The sequence below is a fragment of the Sphingomonas sp. ERG5 genome, from assembly GCF_000803065.1.
Lineage (GTDB): Bacteria > Pseudomonadota > Alphaproteobacteria > Sphingomonadales > Sphingomonadaceae > Sphingomonas.
The window spans coordinates 249,868-270,061 of the sequence record NZ_JSXI01000018.1 but is presented as its reverse complement, the minus strand read 5'-3'; the positions used below and the strand labels follow the sequence as shown (position 1 = coordinate 270,061).

At 64.4% G+C, this 20,194-nt stretch carries 25 protein-coding genes and 1 tRNA gene; 10 read left to right on the top strand and 16 right to left on the bottom strand.

Annotated elements, in window-relative coordinates; all coding sequences use genetic code 11:
- Nucleotides 1-20: 20 nt before the first annotated feature.
- Nucleotides 21-257: a hypothetical protein gene (locus tag OO12_RS06830; protein WP_034157868.1), complete on the bottom strand. Its 237-nt coding sequence runs from the start codon at nt 255-257 to the stop codon at nt 21-23.
- The gene (gene argH, locus OO12_RS06825; RefSeq protein ID WP_082006396.1) at nt 254-1,624 is read right to left on the bottom strand and encodes an argininosuccinate lyase; all 1,371 of its coding nucleotides are present in this window, start codon (nt 1,622-1,624) and stop codon (nt 254-256) included. The genes OO12_RS06830 and argH overlap by 4 nt, the downstream gene beginning before the upstream one ends.
- 151 nt (nt 1,625-1,775) lie before the next feature.
- Here argH and OO12_RS06820 point away from each other — a divergent pair, with 151 nt between their 5' ends.
- Nucleotides 1,776-2,255 carry a TlpA family protein disulfide reductase gene (locus OO12_RS06820; protein ID WP_327196007.1) on the top strand — a complete coding sequence of 160 codons (480 nt, stop codon included), beginning with the start codon at nt 1,776-1,778 and terminating at the stop codon, nt 2,253-2,255.
- A 44-nt stretch (nt 2,256-2,299) separates the two neighbouring features.
- On the opposite strand, the gene OO12_RS06815 is transcribed toward OO12_RS06820, so the two are convergent.
- From OO12_RS06815 to OO12_RS06790, 6 genes are read right to left on the bottom strand one after another with little or no spacing between them, the layout of a single operon-like run.
- Complete coding sequence (locus OO12_RS06815; RefSeq protein WP_082006376.1) at nt 2,300-3,400, bottom strand: RDD family protein; 1,101 nt, start codon at nt 3,398-3,400, stop codon at nt 2,300-2,302.
- A complete protein-coding gene (locus OO12_RS06810) occupies nt 3,393-4,409 on the bottom strand; it encodes a stage II sporulation protein M (protein WP_034157866.1) in 1,017 nt (338 codons plus the stop codon). Before OO12_RS06810 ends, OO12_RS06815 begins: the two co-directional genes overlap by 8 nt.
- The gene (locus tag OO12_RS06805; protein WP_034157865.1) at nt 4,406-5,722 is read right to left on the bottom strand and encodes a DUF58 domain-containing protein; all 1,317 of its coding nucleotides are present in this window, start codon (nt 5,720-5,722) and stop codon (nt 4,406-4,408) included. Before OO12_RS06805 ends, OO12_RS06810 begins: the two co-directional genes overlap by 4 nt.
- Nucleotides 5,719-6,669 carry an AAA family ATPase gene (locus tag OO12_RS06800; RefSeq protein WP_443024553.1) on the bottom strand — a complete coding sequence of 317 codons (951 nt, stop codon included), beginning with the start codon at nt 6,667-6,669 and terminating at the stop codon, nt 5,719-5,721. The genes OO12_RS06805 and OO12_RS06800 overlap by 4 nt, the downstream gene beginning before the upstream one ends.
- Nucleotides 6,670-6,671: 2 nt before the next feature.
- The gene (locus OO12_RS06795) at nt 6,672-7,898 is read right to left on the bottom strand and encodes a hypothetical protein (protein ID WP_034157863.1); all 1,227 of its coding nucleotides are present in this window, start codon (nt 7,896-7,898) and stop codon (nt 6,672-6,674) included.
- Nucleotides 7,895-8,602 carry a hypothetical protein gene (locus OO12_RS06790; RefSeq protein ID WP_034157862.1) on the bottom strand — a complete coding sequence of 236 codons (708 nt, stop codon included), beginning with the start codon at nt 8,600-8,602 and terminating at the stop codon, nt 7,895-7,897. The genes OO12_RS06795 and OO12_RS06790 overlap by 4 nt, the downstream gene beginning before the upstream one ends.
- Before the next feature lie 175 nt (nt 8,603-8,777).
- Here OO12_RS06790 and OO12_RS06785 point away from each other — a divergent pair, with 175 nt between their 5' ends.
- A complete protein-coding gene (locus tag OO12_RS06785; protein ID WP_052215600.1) occupies nt 8,778-9,584 on the top strand; it encodes a hypothetical protein in 807 nt (268 codons plus the stop codon).
- 171 nt (nt 9,585-9,755) lie between these two features.
- Here the strand turns inward: OO12_RS06785 and OO12_RS06780 are convergent.
- A tRNA-Gln gene (locus tag OO12_RS06780) sits at nt 9,756-9,829 on the bottom strand.
- 192 nt (nt 9,830-10,021) lie between these two features.
- Here OO12_RS06780 and OO12_RS06775 point away from each other — a divergent pair.
- Both OO12_RS06775 and OO12_RS06770 read left to right on the top strand, forming a co-directional pair.
- Complete coding sequence (locus OO12_RS06775) at nt 10,022-11,056, top strand: Ppx/GppA phosphatase family protein (RefSeq protein WP_034157861.1); 1,035 nt, start codon at nt 10,022-10,024, stop codon at nt 11,054-11,056.
- A gap of 13 nt (nt 11,057-11,069) precedes the next feature.
- Nucleotides 11,070-11,753 carry an RlmE family RNA methyltransferase gene (locus tag OO12_RS06770; protein WP_034157860.1) on the top strand — a complete coding sequence of 228 codons (684 nt, stop codon included), beginning with the start codon at nt 11,070-11,072 and terminating at the stop codon, nt 11,751-11,753.
- A gap of 428 nt (nt 11,754-12,181) precedes the next feature.
- Here OO12_RS06770 and OO12_RS06765 read toward each other — a convergent pair whose 3' ends face one another.
- Nucleotides 12,182-14,272 carry a RelA/SpoT family protein gene (locus OO12_RS06765; protein ID WP_034157859.1) on the bottom strand — a complete coding sequence of 697 codons (2,091 nt, stop codon included), beginning with the start codon at nt 14,270-14,272 and terminating at the stop codon, nt 12,182-12,184.
- A gap of 58 nt (nt 14,273-14,330) precedes the next feature.
- A complete protein-coding gene (locus OO12_RS06760) occupies nt 14,331-14,645 on the bottom strand; it encodes a CC_3452 family protein (protein ID WP_034157858.1) in 315 nt (104 codons plus the stop codon).
- A gap of 127 nt (nt 14,646-14,772) precedes the next feature.
- Between OO12_RS06760 and OO12_RS06755 the strand changes: the two genes are divergently transcribed.
- Nucleotides 14,773-15,264 carry a winged helix-turn-helix transcriptional regulator gene (locus tag OO12_RS06755; protein ID WP_034158010.1) on the top strand — a complete coding sequence of 164 codons (492 nt, stop codon included), beginning with the start codon at nt 14,773-14,775 and terminating at the stop codon, nt 15,262-15,264.
- Between the two features lie 19 nt (nt 15,265-15,283).
- Here OO12_RS06755 and OO12_RS06750 read toward each other — a convergent pair whose 3' ends face one another.
- Genes OO12_RS06750 through OO12_RS06740 form a run of 3 tightly spaced genes read right to left on the bottom strand, consistent with a single transcriptional unit; the run spans nt 15,284 to nt 16,622 of the window.
- Nucleotides 15,284-15,736 carry an acyl-CoA thioesterase gene (locus OO12_RS06750; RefSeq protein ID WP_052215599.1) on the bottom strand — a complete coding sequence of 151 codons (453 nt, stop codon included), beginning with the start codon at nt 15,734-15,736 and terminating at the stop codon, nt 15,284-15,286.
- On the bottom strand, nt 15,733-16,356 hold the full coding sequence (locus OO12_RS06745; RefSeq protein WP_034157857.1) for a hypothetical protein: 624 nt from the start codon (nt 16,354-16,356) through the stop codon (nt 15,733-15,735). Before OO12_RS06745 ends, OO12_RS06750 begins: the two co-directional genes overlap by 4 nt.
- A complete protein-coding gene (locus OO12_RS06740) occupies nt 16,353-16,622 on the bottom strand; it encodes a DUF3572 domain-containing protein (protein ID WP_034157856.1) in 270 nt (89 codons plus the stop codon). The genes OO12_RS06745 and OO12_RS06740 overlap by 4 nt, the downstream gene beginning before the upstream one ends.
- Nucleotides 16,623-16,661: 39 nt before the next feature.
- Here OO12_RS06740 and OO12_RS06735 point away from each other — a divergent pair, with 39 nt between their 5' ends.
- A complete protein-coding gene (locus tag OO12_RS06735; RefSeq protein WP_034158008.1) occupies nt 16,662-17,024 on the top strand; it encodes a response regulator in 363 nt (120 codons plus the stop codon).
- A gap of 143 nt (nt 17,025-17,167) precedes the next feature.
- Here OO12_RS06735 and rpmG read toward each other — a convergent pair whose 3' ends face one another.
- Nucleotides 17,168-17,335 carry a 50S ribosomal protein L33 gene (gene rpmG / locus OO12_RS06730; protein ID WP_034157855.1) on the bottom strand — a complete coding sequence of 56 codons (168 nt, stop codon included), beginning with the start codon at nt 17,333-17,335 and terminating at the stop codon, nt 17,168-17,170.
- 164 nt (nt 17,336-17,499) lie between these two features.
- Here rpmG and OO12_RS06725 point away from each other — a divergent pair, with 164 nt between their 5' ends.
- The 4 genes from OO12_RS06725 to OO12_RS06710 all read left to right on the top strand — a co-directional run bounded on the left by OO12_RS06725 (nt 17,500) and on the right by OO12_RS06710 (nt 19,290).
- Nucleotides 17,500-17,823, top strand: a complete 324-nt coding sequence (locus tag OO12_RS06725) for a hypothetical protein (protein ID WP_235364697.1) — start codon at nt 17,500-17,502, stop codon at nt 17,821-17,823.
- 9 nt (nt 17,824-17,832) lie between these two features.
- Nucleotides 17,833-18,399 (top strand): TMEM165/GDT1 family protein, encoded by a 567-nt coding sequence (locus tag OO12_RS06720; protein ID WP_034157853.1) that lies wholly within the window; start codon nt 17,833-17,835, stop codon nt 18,397-18,399.
- Between the two features lie 137 nt (nt 18,400-18,536).
- Nucleotides 18,537-19,034: a Dps family protein gene (locus tag OO12_RS06715; RefSeq protein ID WP_034157852.1), complete on the top strand. Its 498-nt coding sequence runs from the start codon at nt 18,537-18,539 to the stop codon at nt 19,032-19,034.
- Nucleotides 19,035-19,104: 70 nt separating this feature from the next.
- Complete coding sequence (locus OO12_RS06710; RefSeq protein WP_034157851.1) at nt 19,105-19,290, top strand: DUF1328 domain-containing protein; 186 nt, start codon at nt 19,105-19,107, stop codon at nt 19,288-19,290.
- 1 nt (nt 19,291) lies between these two features.
- Here the strand turns inward: OO12_RS06710 and OO12_RS06705 are convergent, their stop codons facing one another.
- Entirely contained in the window at nt 19,292-20,155 is an 864-nt protein-coding gene (locus OO12_RS06705) for a metallophosphoesterase (RefSeq protein WP_052215598.1), read from the bottom strand.
- Nucleotides 20,156-20,194 lie beyond the last annotated feature (39 nt).

Below are 20,194 nucleotides of genomic sequence, written 5' to 3'. Positions count from 1 at the left end.
CATCAATTCGAGGGAGTCATTTAATTCGACGGGGGAAGGTCGAACTCGTCGCTGCGTCGCTGGTCCGAGCTTTTGAGCAATTCATCGCTGCGCTCGGGCCGGGTCTGATTGCCCGGAATGAGCAAGTCCTTGGCGGTCGGTGTCGATTTCACGCCATAAGGCGCGACGGGCAGCGTCTTGCCCGGCGCGGGTTCCAGCCCTCGCGAGGCGCCACACCCCGCAAGCATCAGCGCCAGCAATGCAATCGCAGCTTTCATCGTCCGTCTCCTTCACGCGCCGCCACGATCGCCGCACGCACCCGGGCCGGCGCGGTACCGCCAAAGCTGGTCCGGCTGGCGACCGAGGCGTCGACACTCAGCACGTCATAGACCCGCGCGTCGATTCGCGCATCGATTGCCTGCAGATCGGCGATCGGCAGCTTGTCGAGCGCCACGCCAAGCTGCTCGGCACGCTTCACTGCGCTGCCGGTGATATGATGCGCTTCGCGGAACGGGATACCCCCCTCGCGCACCAGCCAGTCCGCGAGATCGGTCGCGGTCGAGAAGCCGGCTTCCGCCGCGCCGCGCATGCGATCGGTGCGGAAAGTCGCGCTGTCGACCATACCGGTCATCGCTGCGATCGACAGGCCGAGCAGGTCATGCGCCTCGAACACCGGCGGTTTATCGTCCTGCATGTCCTTCGAATAAGCGAGCGGCAAGCCCTTCATAGTGATCATCAGCGCGGTCAGGCAGCCGATGATTCGGCCCGAATGGCCGCGCACCAGCTCTGCCGCATCGGGATTGCGCTTCTGCGGCATGATCGACGAGCCCGTCGACCATTGATCGCTGAGCGAAACGAAGCCGAAAGGCTGCGACGCCCACAGAATGAATTCCTCGGCGAGCCGCGACAGATGCAGCGCGCATTGCGCGGCGGCAGTCAGATACTCGATCGCGAAGTCGCGGTCACTGACCCCATCAAGCGAATTGCGTGTCGGCCCGTCGAAACCGAGCGCCGCCGCCGTTGCGTCGCGGTCGATCGGGAATCCCGTTCCGGCCAGCGCCGCCGAGCCCAACGGGCTGCGGTTCAACCGCGCGCGCGCATCGACGAAGCGCCCGCGGTCGCGCGCGATCATTTCATAATAAGCCATCAGATGATGGCCAAGCGTCACCGGCTGCGCGCTTTGCAAATGGGTGAAGCCAGGCATGACACTGTCGGCATGCTCCTCTGCGCGCGTCAGCAAAGCATGCTGGAACCCCGCCAATGCCGCTTCGACCTGGTCGATCGCATCGCGCACCCAGAGGCGGAAATCAGTCGCGACCTGATCGTTGCGCGAGCGCGCGGTGTGCAGCCGACCCGCGACCGGGCCGATCAGCGCAGCGAGCTTCGCCTCGGTCTGCATATGGATGTCTTCAAGCGTCAGGTCTTCGGGCACGCCATTGGCTTCGTAGTCCGCTGCGACCTGGTCGAGCCCAGCGGAAATCGCCGCCGCGTCCTCGATCGAAACGATGCCCTGCTTGCCCAGCATCGCGACATGCGCCCTGGAACCGGCGACATCCTGCCGCCACAGCCGCTTGTCGAACGGGATCGAGGCATTTATCTCGCGCATCACCGCCGCGGGGCCCTCGGCAAAACGCCCGCCCCACATCGCATTGGAACCTGTCATGTCGCTGCGCTCGACGATCATATGTCTCCTGGGAGCCGGCCTGCTGGTCGGCGGTTGCGATAGGCAAGACTCGGGCGCGGAGCAAGCGAACGCCGTAACGGCGGTAAATACAGTGACCTCATCGGGCGCGACAATGCCAGCAGCAGACGCGCCGAAAGAGGGCGAGAAGGTGATCGTCGACACGATCGGTACGCTGGACCGCAGTCATAAGGGTGAAAAAGCGCCCACTGTGTCGTTCAAGACGCTTGCAGGTGCCACGACCTCGATCGCCGATTTTTCGGGCAAGCCCGTGCTGCTCAATCTGTGGGCGACCTGGTGCGGCCCCTGCATCGCCGAGATGCCCACGCTCGACATCATCGCCGGACGGATGACGGTGGTCGCGGTCAGCCAGGATCTCGAAGGGGCCGCGAAGGTCACGCCCTTCTTCGCAAAGACCGGGGTGAAGAACCTCAAACCCTATCTCGACCCCGATGTCGGGCTCAGCACCGCCTATCAGACCAGCTTGCCGACCAGCATCCTGTATGATTCGTCGGGCAAGGAAGTGTGGCGCATGGTCGGCGGGATGGACTGGACGTCGGAGACCGCGAAGCAATTGCTGGCCGAAGCGGCCTAGGTGCCGCGTCGGGCTACCGCTCCTCAACCACTCCTGCTTTGGAGTCAGCGACCAGCCATCTCGCCGCGTTCAAGATGCAAGCGAAGCGCCGCGTGATAGTCCGTCAGGAAGGCGGAATCGTCACCGTCATTGGGTAAACCCGCCTTGCGCCGGATCATTTCGGCGACAGTGGTCACCTCCTCTTCACTGCCGCGGCGCAGCACGTCTTCGAGCTTCTGCAGTTGATGGGCGCCGTACATAGTGAGCGCCGCCGCGCTGAACACACGGCGTGGCCGACCCGCGCTGCTCGCGAGAATATCCGATTTGCTGTCGCGCCGCCGGCCGACCAGCAGCCCGCGTTCGAGATGCTCGCAAAGGGCTGCGTAATAATCCGACAGAAAGGCATAATCGTCGCCGTCATAAGGCAAGCCCGCCTTGCGCCGAATCGTCTCGGCGACAGTCGCCACGGCATCGTCGCGACCGCGCCGCAGCACATCCTCGAGCGTCTGCAGTTCATAGACGCCGTACAAGTTGAGCGCCGACGCGCTGAAGGTCCGGCGTGGCTGCGCCGGCTGATGCGCGGCCAGATCGGCGCCAAGTTTCTGACGCGCCACTCGCACCACCCAGGTCCCGGCGAGCAAGTCACCGACGCGGAGCCGGTCGCGATTCATCAGCGGGAAGAACAGGAAGATACTGCTCCACAGCAGCGCAAAGATCACCAGAAACGCATCCGCCGTCCCTTGCGCGGTTTGATAGCCAAGGAACGACAAGGGCAGGAATATCTCGATCTCGCGCATCGCATTGCGCGCGATCACCGCGCCACCGGTCAGTTGCGCGCCGTCCCGCGCCACTACGCGCAGGCCCATCACGCGCTTGCCCGGCGTAGCGCCGCGCCCGCCCATTTCGAACATGACGAACCAGCCATTGCGCAGCACGAAGAAGCCGATCAGCCAGAGGATCGCGAAGATCTCCGCCGCTCCGGCGCCACGCATCAATAAGCCGATGGCGATCGTCATCACGATCAGCGTCCCGACAATGATCAGCCCATCGAGCAGGAAGGCACCGGCACGCGTCCCCGCGCTGCCAAGTTCGAGCTTCAGATCGACGCCTTCGGGCGTCACGAAACGCCGGCGCAGCGGATCGGCGCCCCCCGTTTTCCTAGCCATCGACGCTCTCGCTGCGGCGCGGCAGATAGAAATACAAGACCCAGCCGACCAGCATTGCCACGCCGATACCATAGCGCGTCAGATCGTCATTGATGGTCTGGCGCCCGACCCCTTCGAGCAGCCCCGCGACCATCAGCATCACGACCGTTCCGCCCATCACCAGCGCGCCAGTGCGTCCGGCATCGATCGCCGAATCCGCGCGCGAGCGGCGTCCGGGAAAGGCGATCGCCGTGCCGATCCGGAACCCCGCCGCCCCGGCCAGGACGATCGCGAAAATCTCCGTCGTTCCATGGATGATCAGCCAGCCACCCAGCGCATAGCCCAGCCCTTTTGCGGCGTAGAGCGCGATAAAGGCGCCGAGCATCAACCCGTTATAGAGGATCAGCAGCACCGTCGGCACCGCAAAGGCGAAACCAAGCGCAAAGGAGAAGACCGCGATCTGCGCATTATGAGTGAACAGGAAGGTCGCGAACACCGCCAACGAATCCTTCTGGTCGGCATAGAGCACCGCCTTCAGGGTCTCGGCCGAAGCCGACGGATCCCGCCCGCCGGCCAGGCCGCCCGGAATGATGCCGTAAAACCAGCTCGGCTCATTCTTGACGAGCAGATAGCCGACGATCGTCCCCGCCAGGGTCAGCAACAGGCTGACCAGGGTTTCACGCCACAGCGATTGCACCGCACGCGGCCAGCCGCGCGCGAAGAACTGGCCAAGTTGTCGCCAGGCCGAGGTCGGCACGCCGTAGAGCTGGAAATAGGCACGGGTACAAAGCTGTTCGAGATAGACGATCAGCGCATTGTCGAGCGATGTCTCACGCGCCACCGATAGCGAGGACAGGGTCGCGCGATAGAGCAGTGGCAAGGCGAGCAGTTCGTCGTCGCTGAGCCGCCGCAACGAGCGTTTCTCGATCAGCGTGACCAGCGCATCGAGCTGTTCCCATTCGGCCTCATGCGCGGCGCGGAAACGGCTGGCATTGACCAGCACCGGCTGGGCTTCGACGAGTGCGCTCACAGCAGGTTGCGCCGCTTCAGGTCGATATAGCCGCTCACCAGCCGGTCTCCCACGCGATCATATTCGCTTTCGACGATATGCACGCCGAGATGACGCAGCCGGGTCAGCACGAGCAGCCGGTCACGCAGCAACGCCGCGGCAGTGACCGCACGGGTCACATCGGCCGGAGTCCGCGGGCGTGCGCCGGTGAGCGCTTCGAGTTCCTCATCGCGCAGCACCACGACCATCAGCAAATGCTTTTCGACCAGGCGCGCAGCGGCACGGACCATGAACTCCGCCGAGGTCAGGTCAGTGAATTCAGTGAACAGCACAATCATCGAGCGCCGCGTCAGGCGCTGCGCAAGCGTGGTCAACGCGAAGGTGTAATTGGTCTCATCCTCGGAATAGTCGATCCCCGCGGCGAGGCGCTGCAGCTCGCTGAAACCGCCCGCGCCGGAGATCAGCCCGCTGGCGATGCGCGGGCGCGAATCGAAGGCATGGAGCGCGACCCGGTCGCCGAGCTTCAGCGCCACCCAGGCGGTCAGGAGCATCGCCGCCACGGCGCGGTCGACGCGCGGCAGCCCGGCGACCGGTTCCGACATTTGCCGCCCAGCATCGACCGCGAAGACGATCTGGTTGTTGCGTTCGGTGCGGAATTCCTTGGCGTGGAGCTTCTGGTGGCGTGCCGATTGCTTCCAGTCGATCGCGCGCCGATCCATGCCGGAATGGAATTCGACCAGCGATTCGAACTCGGCACCGTCGCCACGGTCGATTTGCGCGATCAGGCCCTGCAGTGCGTGGCGCTGGAAGATCTGCGCGCCGCGCTCGCGCACCGGGCGCACATCGGGCAGGATGCGCATCGCTGCGGTCTGCGCGATGCGGCGCTGCTTCCACACCAATCTGAAGCCACCTTTCCAGCGCAGCCACAGCGTGTCGAGCCGCGCGGTGCCGCGCCGGATCGCCGTGAGCGGGAGGGGCGCCAGGCCGGCCTTCCCGACGATCGCCAGGAGAAGCCGGTCGTCTACCGCCGGTACGAGCAACGGATCGTTGCCGACCGCCACTTCGACGCGTCCGGGAGCGGACGATCCAGTGAACATCACGCGGATCGTCGCGTCGATCGTCGCCCCGACGCTGGCCGATTTCGGCAATTCGAGCGTCGCATTGCCCTGCCCCGGTCGCAGCCCCAGCAGCGCATCGAGTGCGGTGAGCAACAGCACCGCGCCGGGCCAGGCCAGGCCGGCATACCAGCTGCCTGGCAGGAACACGGCGACAAGCAACGCGAACGGCGCACCGGCCGCTGCGAGCAGGATCGCCATGCGCGTCGGATAGATCAACGCGGCGCCTCGATCGCCTCGATGATGCCGTGCACCACATCCTCGATCGCGCGTCCGTCGATCTCGGCGGCGGGCGACAGGATCAGCCGGTGACGCAGCAGCGGCGGCGCGAGGGTCTTGACGTCGTCGGGAATGACGAAGTCGCGCCCGTCGAGCGCGGCGCGCGCGCGCGCCGCGCCGGCCAGCATCGCCCCGGCACGCGGCGAAGCGCCGCTTTCCAGATCGGCCACGTCGCGCGTGCCGCGAATCAATGCGGCGATATAGTCGATCACCTCATCGACCAGCTTCACGCCGGCGACTGCCGTGATCGCCGCCTGAATCGTCGCGGCGCTGCCCTTTGCTTCAACACCCCAATTCTCCGGCGACATCGCCGAAGGCCGCGCGCCATGCGTGGCGATGATGCGGCGCTCCTCCGCCGCGCTGGGATAATCGACCGTCTGTTTGAACAGGAAGCGGTCGAGCTGCGCTTCGGGCAGCGGATAGACCCCCTGTTGCTCGATCGGGTTCTGCGTCGCGACGACCATGAAGTGATCGCAGAGCGCCAGGCTTTCGCCGTCGATCGTCACGGTGCGTTCCTGCATCGCCTCCAGCAGTGCCGCCTGGGTCTTGGGCGGGGTGCGGTTTATCTCATCGGCGAGCAGCAGATCGGTGAAGATCGGACCTCGCGTCAGGGTGAAGGTCGAGGTCTGGAAATTGAACAGGTTCGCGCCGATGATGTCGCCCGGCATCAAATCGGGAGTGAACTGGATCCGCCCGAAATCCAGCCCGACCGCGCGCGCGAAGCTGTGCGCAAGCAGGGTCTTGGCCGTGCCCGGCGGCCCTTCGAGCAGGATATGCCCGCCGGCGAACAGCGCGACGAGCATCAGTTCGACCGTCGCTTCCTGCCCGACGACGGCCTTGCCGACTTCCGCGCGGATCTGTGCGGCCAATGCCTGCACGTCTTCCATCGTCACCCGTTCTTCTCCCCTTGCCAGTCATGGAGTGCCTGCGCGGCGGCAAGCAGCGCGCGCCTGTCGTCGGCGGTTTCGGCAGCGCGCGCGAGGTCGCTGAACGTCCCGCGTCCGCCGAGCTTATCGAGATAGGCGTCGAGCGCCGCATCGCGCAACCGCGCAGGCACGCCAAAGGCAGCGATGGCGCGTTCGCGGATGACCTGCACATAGCGCCCGCCAAGCATCGCTTCGCGCCTGGCCTTGCGCACCAGGGCCGCGGTATTGTCCACCAGCGCCGCCTTGCCGAAAGCGATCGCGCGCGGGCGACGTTGCGGCGGGCCGAACCGGCCAAACGCGTAGAGGCCGGCCAGCAGCAAGACAGCGGCGATCGCCAGCGTCATGGCGAGAAAGGGCGGCGCGAAGATAAGCTTGAGCGGGCTCGGGCTATGCCCAAGACCATTGAGTGTGACGTCGAACGCAATGCCATCGGCGTCGGTATCGCTGACATAATCGAGCAGAGCGAGCGCGGCCTGCGCCTGGTTCGCATCCTTCATGCCGCGGTTCGACAGCAAGTCGGGATCGGCAAGCACGTACAGGCTGGTGCCGATCTGGCCGAGCACGATCCGCCCCGCGCCATCGGTGATCACGGGGCGCAGGTTCGCGCCGGCAATGGTCTGCAGCGGCCGCGGCGCGGTGAAGCGAGCCGGGGCATCGGTCTGCGCATCGATCATCGTATCCGACACGATCAGCGGCGCCCCGCCGCTGGGATGGCGGGAAACGGTCAGTTCATTGCCCGGGGCCAGGACCCCCTCGGGAACGCCGCGCGGGAACAGGCCGACATAACGCACCCAGCCAGTGACATCGGGATCGGCCTGGATGTCCCATTTCGGCAAGATCATCAGTGTCTGCTTGTCGGTCCGTCCCTGGATCGGCACGCTGACATTGGTCTTGCCGTCAGGCGGCGAAAGGATGACGAGATCCTCGGTTTCGAAATCGGAATCGTCGCGGATGATACGCGGATGACGACCGGTTGCCTCGGCCAGACGATACAGGCCGCTAAAGCCGACCACAGCGCGCGACAGCGCATGCGTTCCGCCAGTGCCGCCCGACCGGAGATCCGGCGCATAGGCACCGAGCACCAATGTCGCGACAAATGCCAATATACCGACGATCAGCATCAGCGCCACCGTCAAGGGCCGGAACGCGGATTCGCCGCCGCCAATCCGGCCAGTGGACGCGTCGCTCATTTCCACACCTTGGGCAAAGCGAAGTCGGCATAGGCGGTGCGCGCCTCCGACCAGTCGGTCGCGCCGACCGCCCGGCCGCCGAACAGGCTGCGTTCGACAATGCGCGCAATTCCGGTGAAGATATCGCGCGCGGTTGACGGAATGCCATCGGCGGCGGCGATATCGCGGCTCGTCAGCGCCGGGCGGAGCAAGCGCGGCCGGCGGCGGCCGATATCCTCGATACTGCGGATGAGCAGATGGTGCACCGCCTCGGCATAGCGTCCCTCAGCTGCGAGTGCATCGGCCTCACGCAGCCAGGCGCGGGCCGGTGCGGCCTCCGGCGTCCATTGCGGGTCGTCCTCGGGCAGCGCATCGGTCACCGTGCGACGGCGCCAGCGCGGCAAGCGCCACTGGCCGTAACGGACACGATCGACGATCACCCAGAGCAGCAGTGCCGCCGCGACGGCAAGGACACCCCATATCAGGATGCGCGCATAAGGGGCATCCGGCAGCAGACCGAAAAGCCAGGCGAGGCCCCGTCCGACCGGACGCAGCACCGATTCGAGCCATTCACCGAGATGAATCAGCCATGCCGGAGGCTTTGGCGGCGGTGGCGCGGCGCGCAGATCGAACTGCACTGACGGATCAGCACGCAACGCATCATGCGCCGCAGAGAAGCGGCTGGCGGCGGCTGCCGCCGCTTCTTGCGATGATGCCGATGTCACGAATATTCCCCGGGTCGCGATGAATCGCTTTCATGAACTTATCCAAAGGGATCGCGCATGCAATGAAGAAGTTCGCCAGCAAGCGGTTCGCTGTGGACAGGGCGCGCCGGGTGAGTCAGGCTATCCCACAAGGGCCGGGGCATGGCCAAAGTGCGCAATTGGGGGGTGAATCCAGATGGCGACGAACATCGCACCAATGTCGAACGAAGCGGTTTCGGTCGGGCGGATCATGAATCGCAGCTTTGCCGCGATCGGCGCCAACCCGCTGGTGATGCTCAGCATCGCCTTTCTGTTCGGTGCGCTGCCCAGCGTGATCATCGCCTATTTCAACCAGCGTCTGCAGATTTCACTGGTGGGGCAACCGAATGGCGTCCGCGACAGCGCAATCCTCACCATGGGTTCGGCGATCATCGGGCTGGTCCTGTCGATGATCGTGCAAGGCGCGCTGGTGCGCGCAACAATGGCGCACAGCGAAGGCCGGCGCGCGTCGTTCGGCGAAAGCGTGGTTGCCGGGCTGCGCGTGGTACTTCCGCTGATCGGCCTGTCGCTGATCGTCGGTTTCAGCATCGGTTTCGGCCTGCTGCTGCTGATCGTACCCGGCGTTATTCTGTATCTCATCTGGTCAGTCGCGGCTCCCGTCCTGGTCGAGGAACGCAGCGGCGTGTTCGGGGCGCTCGGCCGCAGCCGCAGCCTGACCAAGGGTGCACGGTGGAAGATCTTCGGGCTCGAGCTGATCATCCTGCTATTCTATTGGCTTACCTCGGCGCTGCTCGGCTTCGCAATAGGCATCACCAACGGCGGATTGCAGGCAATGGCGCAAATGACCCAGACCGGCTTGCCGATCACCTGGCTGATCGGCAACGCCGTGATCGCGACGTTGATCAACACCTTCTGGAGCACCGCACAGACCTCGCTCTATGTCGAGTTGCGCGATTGGAAGGACGGCCCACGGGGGCGGCAACTTGAGGAGGTTTTCGCCTAGGCGGGGGCACCCCTCGGTGATTCGCGCGACAAACGACTGACTTGGCAGAAAGACCGGCCGGCACATGGCTTTGCTGAATCGATGCACGACAGCGCCGTCCGTACGCAATCTCTACGTCGACCGTCACCGACGTGAAGGATTGTCGCCAAATCGCGAAATACCGGAAGAAGCTGGATGCCCCGTGAGGATTCGAACCTCAATTAACGGAGTCAGAGTCCGTAGTCTTACCTTTAGACGACGGGGCAACAGCGGGCCGCGAGATAGGCGGCGGGTCGGGCAGTGTCAACCGACACTGGCCACCGGTCCCGGTACGTCGCTTGCCGCTACCGTCATGCTGCGCTAGCATCGCCGTCAACCACCGAACGGGCGCATCTCGCGCCCGCGACGGGCAGAACAGAATGGTGAGTGTGAACGGCATGGGGGATCAGTCACCCAGAATGCCGTACCGGCAGGGGAATCCTGCCCGTCCGGCGCCGGCCCCTGGCAAGGGCCAGGCCGCACCGCGTGCGCGCTGGCCGGAGGCACGGCATTATGCCGCGCTCGATCTCGGCACCAACAATTGCCGCCTGCTGATCGCTCGACCCCAGGGCGAAGGCTTTGCCGTGGTCGACGCCTTTTCGCGCATCGTGCGGCTCGGCGAGGGACTTTCCGCGACCGGGCGGCTGAGCGATGCGGCGATCGATCGCACCTTGTCGGCGCTGAAAGTCTGCGCCGACAAGCTGAAGCGCCGCAACGTCACGCTGGCGCGATCCGTCGCGACCGAAGCGTGTCGTCGCGCCGAGAACGGACCGGCGTTCATCGCCCGCGCCTATGCCGAAACGGGCATCCATCTCGACATCATCTCGGCCGAGGAGGAAGCGCGCCTCGCAGTGCTGGGTTGTCATGTGCTGATCGAGCCGGGCGACGATCCCGCGCTGATCTTCGATATCGGCGGCGGATCGACCGAGTTGGTGCTGGTCGATACGCGGCCGACCGTCCCCACTGTGCTCGACTGGCACAGCGCGCCCTGGGGCGTAGTATCGTTGACCGAACATGCCGGGCATGGCGACGGCGCAAACGGGCGGCTCGCTGTCTATGATCGGATGCGCAGCCTTGTCGCGGAGAGCTTTGCCGGGTTCGCCAGCCGCTTGCCGCGCGGCATCGACCGGCCGCGGTTGCTCGGCACATCGGGCACGGTGACGACATTGGCCAGTGTCCATCTTGGCCTGTCGCATTACGACCGGTCGCAAGTCGACGGGCTGATCGTACCGGCGACGTCGATGCGCCGGATCAGCGCTGATCTGTCGCGGATGGACCTGAGCGAGCGCGCAACCCTGCCTTGTATCGGCACCGAGCGCGCCGACCTGGTCGTGGCCGGCTGCGCGATCCTCGAGACGATCATGGATTTATGGCCAGCCGAACGGCTCGGCATCGCCGATCGCGGTATTCGCGAAGGCATTTTACGCCGGTTGATGCGCGGCGACAAATTGTGAGCAAGGGCGTCTTATGAGCAGAGATGGCGGAGGCCTGCGCGTCCGGGTCAAGACGGCGCGGCGGCGCACGGCGCAATCGACGCGCTGGCTCGAGCGTCAGCTCAACGACCCCTATGTCAAGCGCGCCAAGGCCGATGGTTATCGCAGCCGCGCAGCCTACAAGCTAATCGAACTCGACGAGCGCTTCGGCTTCGTGAAGGGCAAGAAGCGCGTCGTCGATCTCGGCATCGCCCCGGGCGGGTGGAGCCAGGTGGTCGGACGGCAGAACCCCAAGGCGGCGATCGTCGGCATCGATTTGTTGCCGGTCGACCCGATCGAGAATGTCGTCATCCTGCACATGGACTTCATGGCCGATACCGCCCCGGCGCGGTTGATCGAGGAACTGGGCGGCGCGCCCGACCTGGTGCTGTCCGATATGGCGGCCAACACCGTCGGCCATCCGCAGACCGATGCACTGCGCACCATGGCGTTGGTCGAGGCCGGCCTCGCCTTCGCGATCGAGACGCTGGAGCCGGGCGGCGCGTTCATCGGCAAGGTGTTCGCGGGCGGCGCCGATGCGGCTCTGGTCGCCGAGATGAAGCGCAACTTCACCACCGTGAAGCATGCCAAGCCGCCAGCGAGCCGCAAGGGGTCGTCCGAATGGTATGTCGTGGCGCAGGGCTTCAAGGGCCGACGCGCGGCCGAGGAAGAACGCTGAGGCGTTCCAGCTGAACTGACCCATCCCCCGCCGTTCGTTTCGAGCGAAGAGCGTGAGTGTTGAAGCGGGCACATAAATAGCGGCTTAGGTCGTGCGCGAAGCCATAGTGCAGGTGGCGCTCTGGCAACGCTGTTTTCGACAAAGAGAAAGAGCGCGCCGGTATCAGCCCGGCAAGCGATCCCCTGCCCGATCCAGCGTGGTGGTTGAATCGTTGTCGGCGACGGGCCTCCCGGAAGGGGCGGCGGTAGATATGTTACACCGGTATGTTACGTATCTTATCTCGCCGCCGCCTCGGCCGAGGCCTAAAAAATGTCGCTATATATCTGATACTTGATCCGGAACGCCTAGCCATCGGCGTGGAACATGCAGAGGTTTTGAAGCATTGAGTGCGCCCCAGGTCGGACGCAGATATACCTTGTCCCTGAGGCCTAAACCCGCTCGACCGCGCTGACTGCGTCGGCAGCGCGAAGTGCGGCGATGACGCGCATCAGGTGCTGAACGTCATGCACTTCGACATCGATCGTGTTGGTGTGGAAGCCGGTGTCGCGGTTATCGAGCCGCAGATTGACGATATTGGCCTTTTGCGCGCCGATGATCGTCGCGATCGTGCCGAGCGCGCCGGGTTCGTTCTTGACCTCGACCAGGATGCGGCCGATCGCGCCCTCGGTCTTGTCACCCCAGGCGAGATCGACCCAGTCGGCATCGTCGCCCGATACCAGATTCTCGCAATCGATCGCATGCACTTCGATCCCTTTATCGGGACGGCGCAGGCCGACGATGCGGTCGCCGGGCACGGGATGGCAGCATTCGGCCAGGTCGAACGCCACGCCGGGGGTCAGGCCGCGGATCGAGATCGCGCTCGATTGCGGCGGCAATTCGCGCATCGCCTCGGCACCGGCCGATCCGGGCATCAGCGCCTCCATCACGTCGGCATCGGTGATACGGCGGCGCGCAATCGCCTCCATCAACGCGGCATTGTCGGGGAGCTTGAGCCGTTTGAGCGCCGCCGTCAGCGCGTCTCCCGCGATCTGTGCGGGCAAGCGCTGGACGATCTCGTCATAAATCTTGTGGCCGAGCGCCTGGGTCTCTTCGCGCTCCTTGTGACGCAAATGCCGGCGAATCGCCGCGCGCGCCTTGCCGGTGAAGGCGAAGTTCATCCAGTTGGGCTGCGGCTCCTGTGCCTTGGAGCGCAATATCTGCACCTGGTCGCCATTCTCGATCTGGGTTCTGAGCGGCACGACGCGGCCGTTGATCTTCGCGCCGACCGCCTGGTCGCCGAGATCGGTGTGCACGGCATAAGCGAAGTCGATCGGCGTCGCGCCCTTGGGCAGCTGATGCAATTCGCCCTTCGGCGTGAAGGCGAAGATGCGATCCTGGTACATCGCCATGCGGGTATGTTCGAGCAACTCTTCGGGCGATTCCGCAGTATCGAGGATTTCGATCAGGTCGCGGATCCAGCTGACCTGCGTCTCCGGCTTCACCTTGTCCTGCTTGTACGCCCAGTGCGCGGCGAGGCCGAGTTCGGCCTCTTCATGCATTTCCTCGGTGCGGATCTGGATTTCGACCCGAGTATTGTCGGCATGGATGACCGAAGTATGCAGCGAGCGATAACCGTTGCGCTTGGGGGTCGAGATATAATCCTTGAAGCGGCCGGGGACCATTTGCCAGCGGCGATGGATCACACCCAGCGCCTCGTAACAGGCCTCGACGCTCGGCACGATCGCGCGAAACGCCATGATGTCGGAGAGCTGTTCGAAGCTGATGTGCCGCTCGGCCATCTTCTTCCAGATCGAATAGGGATGTTTTTCGCGCCCCGACACATCCGCCTCGACGCCGTGGCGTGACAGCAGCAGCTTCAGTCCCGAGCCGATCTTGGCGATGCGGTCCCCGCCGCCTTCCTTCAATTGCGCAAGACGGCGGTCGATCGATTCATAGGCTTCGGGTTCGAGCTGGGCGAAGGCGAGCGTCTGCATCTCCTTCATGAATTCATACATGCCGATCCGCTCGGCGAGCGGGGCATAAATGTCCATCGTCTCCTTCGCGATCCGGCGGCGCTTGTCCGGATTGGCGATATGATGGAGCGTGCGCATGTTGTGCAACCGGTCGGCGAGCTTGACCAGCAGCACGCGGATATCGTCCGACATGGCGAGCAGGAATTTGCGCAGATTCTCCGCCGCGCGTTCATTCTCGGTCTGCGCTTCGATCTTGGAAAGCTTGGTAACGCCGTCGACCAGCCGCGCGACCGAGGGGCCGAAGATGCGCGTAATTTCTTCGATCGTGGCGACCGTGTCCTCGACCGTGTCGTGCAGGATCGCGGTGGCGATCGTCTCATCGTCGAGATGGAGTTCGGTCAGGATGCCCGCCACCTCGATCGGGTGGCTGAAATACGGGTCGCCCGAAGCGCGCTTCTGCGTGCCATGCGCATTGACCGAAAAGACATAGGCGCGATTGAGCAGCGCCTCGTCGGCGTCGGGATCGTAGCTTAGAACCCGATCGATAAGTTCATATTGGCGCAGCACCCGACCAAGATGGGGCCGGGTGCTGCTGCTTTGCAACAAATTCTAGGCCCGGCCCCGATTATTTGGCGCGGGAGTTGCATTTAGCCAACGCATCGGCATCGAATGCCGCGCCATTGGCGGTGAAAGTGGTGAGCGCGCCGACGCGCTTGACGACCAGTTCACACACGATGCTGTCGCGTGCCGAACCCTTGGGGGCAACGCAGGTCGTGTCGCCGCACTTCCACATCATGCCGTTGGTGATGACGTTGGGCTTGGCCGGTGCGGTCACCGGGGTCGCGTTGTAATAGCCGACGCCTTCTGCGCTGGCCGCCGTCGCGGGCAGAAGCAGCGTGGTGGAAGCAAGAGCGATGGCGAGCGAAACGAAGCGGGACATTTTTTCCTCCGGGGATGAAGCAGCAAACTAGGTTGCTAATCGCCACCTAGTAGATTAGGTTTCTGGTTGCAACTGAAAACGGATAATTCGTTCGCATGACATGGAAAATGGGTTAGGCTGGCCGATCATGAAGCATAAACTGCGTGAACCTCTTCGCGACCTCGCCGAATGCAGCCTTCCCGCCGCACTCGAGGCGATGGGCGAACGCTGGTCGTTCCTCATCCTGCGTGCGGCGTTCAACGGCCTGTATCATTTCGAGGAATTCCAGTCTGAGCTGGGTATCGCCCGCAATATCCTCGCCAACAGGCTGGCGCGACTCGTCGAGCACGGCATCCTGAAGCGCGACGCCCTACCCGAGGATCGTCGCAAGATCGAGTATCGATTGACCGACAAGGGATCGGCGCTGCTGCCGACGATGATTGCACTCAGACAATGGGGCGAGCGCTGGGAAACAGGCATGCCGGCAACGCCGGTGCTGGTCGACGAGCGCGACATGCGCCCGATCGCGCCGATCGAGGTCCGCGCCTGGGACGGCCGCGTGCTGACCAAGCAGGATCTGCTCTGGGCGCTGCCCGAGGACGTCGTGACCGGTAGCGCTGAAGTGCAGGCGGCCGAATAGCCGCGTCAGTTGCGTGGAATCAGCCGGAAACGAGCGTTTCCAGGAACGCCCGGATCGCCGGCGGGAACGGCGCCGACCGGCCCTCTTCCAGATCGACATTCACGCTGACCATCTGGATCGCGCAGTGCAATTCGCCGGTGACTGCGTGGCATAGCTCGAAGCGCTTGGTCAGGCTCGTGCCGCCGAGCCGGTCGAGCCGTACGAACGCGTCGATCTCATCGCCCCATCGGAACGGCTTCAGATAGTCGATCTCGGTATGGCGGACGTTGAATTCCGCGCAGCGCCACTCGGGAAGCGCTTCGATCCCGGTCCACTCCCAGAACTCGGTCACCGCAACATCGGCATATTCGAGATAGCGCGAGTTGAAGACGATCTTCTGCCCGTCAATTTCGGCATAGCGGACCTTCAGCCGGACCGAGAAAGCGAAGCCCTCCCGAGCGGTCGTGCCGGCCACGTCGACAACATCGCTCATGCCGCATGTTCCCCAGCCGCGAAACGTGCCGCGATCCACGCCTCGGCCGCGACCCAGTCGTCGATTCGGGCATGCGCGGCGGGCGCGGGCGGGACGTTGGGGGCAAGCGCCGGTTCGGAGATCATGTGCAGCCGGTGAACTTGCGGCGCATGGCGCGCGACCGAATCATGGTGCACCGCGAGATCGTCGACGAACACGGTGACCGGATTGCCATGCTCAGCGACCAGCCGCGCGACCGGGTCACCCTTGCCGCCCTGATTGCATTCGACGCGGTGCGCGATGCCGAAGCGCGCCAGCTGTTCAATACGCGGCTGGCGGCACTGATCCTGCAAATTGGTCAGGATGACGATATCGGCGCTTTCCGACAGTGCGGCGAGTGCTTCGCGAGCATGCGGCACAAGCGTCTGGCGATCCATCTCGGCCGGGAAGAACTGGTCGAGCATCGCCCACATTTCCTCACGCGCCGGAGCCGGACCGCCGTCACGGCGCTTCATCGAGGTGGAGAAGTCGCCGCCATTGGGGGCGAAGTCGATATCATGCGTCTCCCCCAGCCAGACGCCGAAATGACGCACCATGTGCAACAGCACTTCATCGCAGTCGGTGATCAGCAGCGGCCTCATGCGTCGAGCCTCGCGCGCGCCTGGACCAATGCGGCGGGCGGAACGCCCAGACCGTCGGCGCAGGCGACCAGATCGGGCTCATGGTTTTCGAGAAAGCCGAGCGCCGCCGCCAGCACCACCGGGTCGCTTGCCCGCGCCCGCAGGTCGGCGGGCGTCAACCCGGTGACGTCGAGCAGGCGGCTCGCTCGCTCCGGCTCGGCCAGCGTCCATACCAGCGCGCGCAAGGCCAGTTCCTCGGCGTCTTCATTTGTCTCGCGCACGCGCATTGCCTATCAGTGGAGGAAGAATGGAAGGATTGGCGTCGCGTGGCAAAAAGGGTGCTCGTTGTCGAGGACAATGAACTCAATCTCAAGCTGTTCTGCGACCTGCTGCGCGCGCACGAATTCGTCACCGAAGGCGTGCGCGACGGACGTGAGGCGGTCGCACGGGCGCGCGAGTTCGCGCCCGACCTGATCGTGATGGACATTCAGTTGCCGCATGTCAGCGGGTTCGAGCTGATCGGCCAGTTAAAGGCCGACGAGGCGCTGAAGGCGATCCCGGTGATGGCGGTGACCGCCTATGCCGGGCGCGAGGATGAAGAACGGATCCGCGCGATCGGCGCCGATGCCTATGTCTCGAAGCCGATTTCGCTGGCGCGCTTTATCGATGAGGTGACCGGGTTACTTTGAGTCCCGGATGACGGCGGCGGATATAGCGCGATCCGCCCCACCTCCCGCGAACACGACAAGAGCCGCGAGGGTTACCCCTGCGGCTCCGGGCCCGGTCGAAGCCGGGACGATCAAGCGGCGACCCCAGGGGTCGCCGGCCAGGATCACTTGATCTTGGTTTCCTTGAACTCGACATGCTTGCGCACGACGGGATCATATTTCTTGAAGCTGAGCTTCTCGGTCTTGGTGCGCGGATTCTTCTTGGTGACATAGAAGAAGCCCGTGTCAGCCGAGCTGAGCAGCTTGATCTTGACGGTTGTCGGCTTGGCCATGAGCCCGATTCCTGTACGATAAAAATGCAAAAGCGGCGGACGCGCCGCCGCTCACAGACCGGGGCGATTGGCCGACACCCGTGCGAATGTCAAGTCCGGGGCCTGTTTAACCCCCTGTTTACCATATCGGGCGCAGCTTCCATGCCAAAGCTGGGAGCATGAACATGGCACAGGGACAATCGGCATACGACCCCATCAGGGCGGAACTGGCGGCGCGAATCGGGCTGATCGACGCACGCATGTCGATCAGCGACTCGGCCGATGTCGCGCATGAGATCGATGCGATCCGCGCGATCGCCTATCGCAGCGGCATTCATCCCGCCGTCACCGTCGCCCAGGCGCTCGAATCGGCGCTGGCCCGCGGCGAGCGCGGACCGCTGATCCATGGCTGGCTGGCCTTGCTCAGCGATGCCGTCGACAGCGAGCGGACCGACCTTGCCGCCTGCGCGACCTATGCCGCCGCCTGTTCCGTGCGCCTGACCGGCTAAGCCACAGCCATGGATGCGCTGATGGCCGCCTTTGTCGCGGCGCTGCTGGCGCAGGCAAGCGACCGGACGCCATGGCTGACGGCGATCCTTTCGACCCGATTCGCCAGGCCCGGCGCGATCATCCTCGCCACCGCGATCGCACTGGCGATCGGCAATGGCGTGGCAGCGATCGGCGGCATGCTGATCGGGCCGCATATGCCGCCCAATGCCCGTGACCTGTTCCTCGCGCTTGCCCTGCTATCGGCGGGCGGATCGGCCCTGTTCCCGATCAAGCCGCCCGACCGGCTGGAAGGCTGGCGAATCGGTGCCTTCATGACCAGCCTGCTGGGTGTCGCGATCCTCGCCGCCGGCGACCGTACCCAGTTCATTACCCTCGCCATCTCGTCGCGCAGCTCATCCCCGGCGCTTGCCGCAGTCGGCGCGACGATCGGCGCGTTGGCGGTCAACATCCCGGCGATCATGATGGGCGAAGCGGCGCGCAAGAGGCTGTCGATCGCCGCGATCCGCATCACCATCGGCATCCTGTTCCTGATCGTCGGCACCATTCTCGGCCTCGGGGCGATCCGGCTGATCTGATCACCGGGGCACCGAGGCACCTGGCCAGATCACCATGCCCGATTACTGTAATCGGCGAACTTCATCATGCCGCGAGGGAGCGTTTCGGCTATCGAGCCGTTAGCGCAACGACCCAACAAGAAACCGAGGACATGGACATGGCAACGCCCCCCGCACCGCTGAAGACTCCGACCGACATCAAGACCAATGCCGCCAAGTCGGTCGCCGAGGCATTGAACGGCATCCTCGCCGACAGCTTCGCGCTGTATCTGAAGACCAAGAATTTCCACTGGCATGTGTCGGGGCCGCATTTCCGCGACTATCACCTGATGCTCGACGATCAGGCGACGCAGATCCTCGGCACCACTGACGCGATCGCCGAGCGGGTGCGCAAGACCGGCAATACCACCTTGCGCTCGATCGGCGACATTGCGCGTCACCAGACGATCAAGGACAATGACGCGGCATTCGTCGCCGCCGCCGACATGCTGATCGAATTGCGCGAGGACAATCTGAAGCTCGTCGAGGCACTGCGCGAGGCCAAGGATATTGTCGACGCGGCAAAGGACAATGCCACCAGCGGGATTCTCGACGAGTGGACCGACCTGGCCGAGGAGCGCGCCTGGTTCCTGTTCGAAGCGAGCCGCGGGGCCTGATTTTTCAGTAATTTATCGGAACAACGTCGCCCGGCGGGTCGTTTCGCCTCCATATAATAGGAGACGTCACATGATCCGCTGGGCCATCACTTTCCTCGTTATCGGACTCGTCCTCGCGCTGCTTGGTTTTGGCGGCCTGGGCGGTACATTTATCGGCATTGCGAAGATCCTGTTCTTCGTCGCAATCGCCGTATTCGTCGTGCTGCTGCTGATGGGCCTTGCCGCCGGCAAGGGCGTCAAGAACGCGCTCGACTAGCCTATGACCTGGGCGCTGGGCTCGCGGTTCGTGGGCCCAGCGTTACCAGCCACATTTGGGGCGGCGCGCCGATACGCATGGGGAAGACGCTCGTGCCGACCCCGCCGGTCACGATCATCGCATGACGCCCCTGCCACAGCATATCGCACGGATAATGTTCGCGGCTGTCGAGCAGCGAGCGGACTGGCCCGAGCCAGGGCAGGACGATCTGTCCGCAATGCGTATGGCCGGCCAGAATCGGCTGTGCATCATTCCTCATCACTAGGGCGATGTCGGGCGAATGCGTCAGGATGAGATGCGCACCGGTCAGCCGGCGCATCGCCGCCACGGTCCTGGGAATATCGTCCTGCTTGGCCGTCTTGTCGTCGACGCCGCCAACCACCAGCGGCCCGACCTGAACCGCATCATTGATCAGGACTTTGATATTGGCCGCGGCCAGCGTGCGATGCACCGTCGCCGCATCGGTCCAATAGTCATGGTTGCCAAGTACCGCGACCACCCCGAGCGGTGCGCGTAACCGGGACAAGGCGGCGATGAGATCGGGCGCGACCGCTTGCGCGGTCCCCGCTTCATAACCGGAGATATAGTCGCCCGCGAGCAGGATCAGGTCGGGCCTCTGCACCATCGCCTGGTCGACGACGCGGTCGAGCCGTGCACGGTTCATCGTCAAATTGCCGATGTGAATATCGCTGAGCAGCAGCACCCGAATCGGCGCCGCGCCCTTGGGCCAGTCGGCCAGGCCAAGGCGACCCTGGTGAATCACCGGGTCGCGACGCGCCTGAAGAAGGCCGAAGATGAAGACCAGCAGCGCAAGCGCCACGATCCAGACGGTGGCTTTGAGGAGTCGGCGGAACAGGCGGCGCATTCCGGCTCCCTAGCGGGAGCGTCCGCGATGCGCCATGCG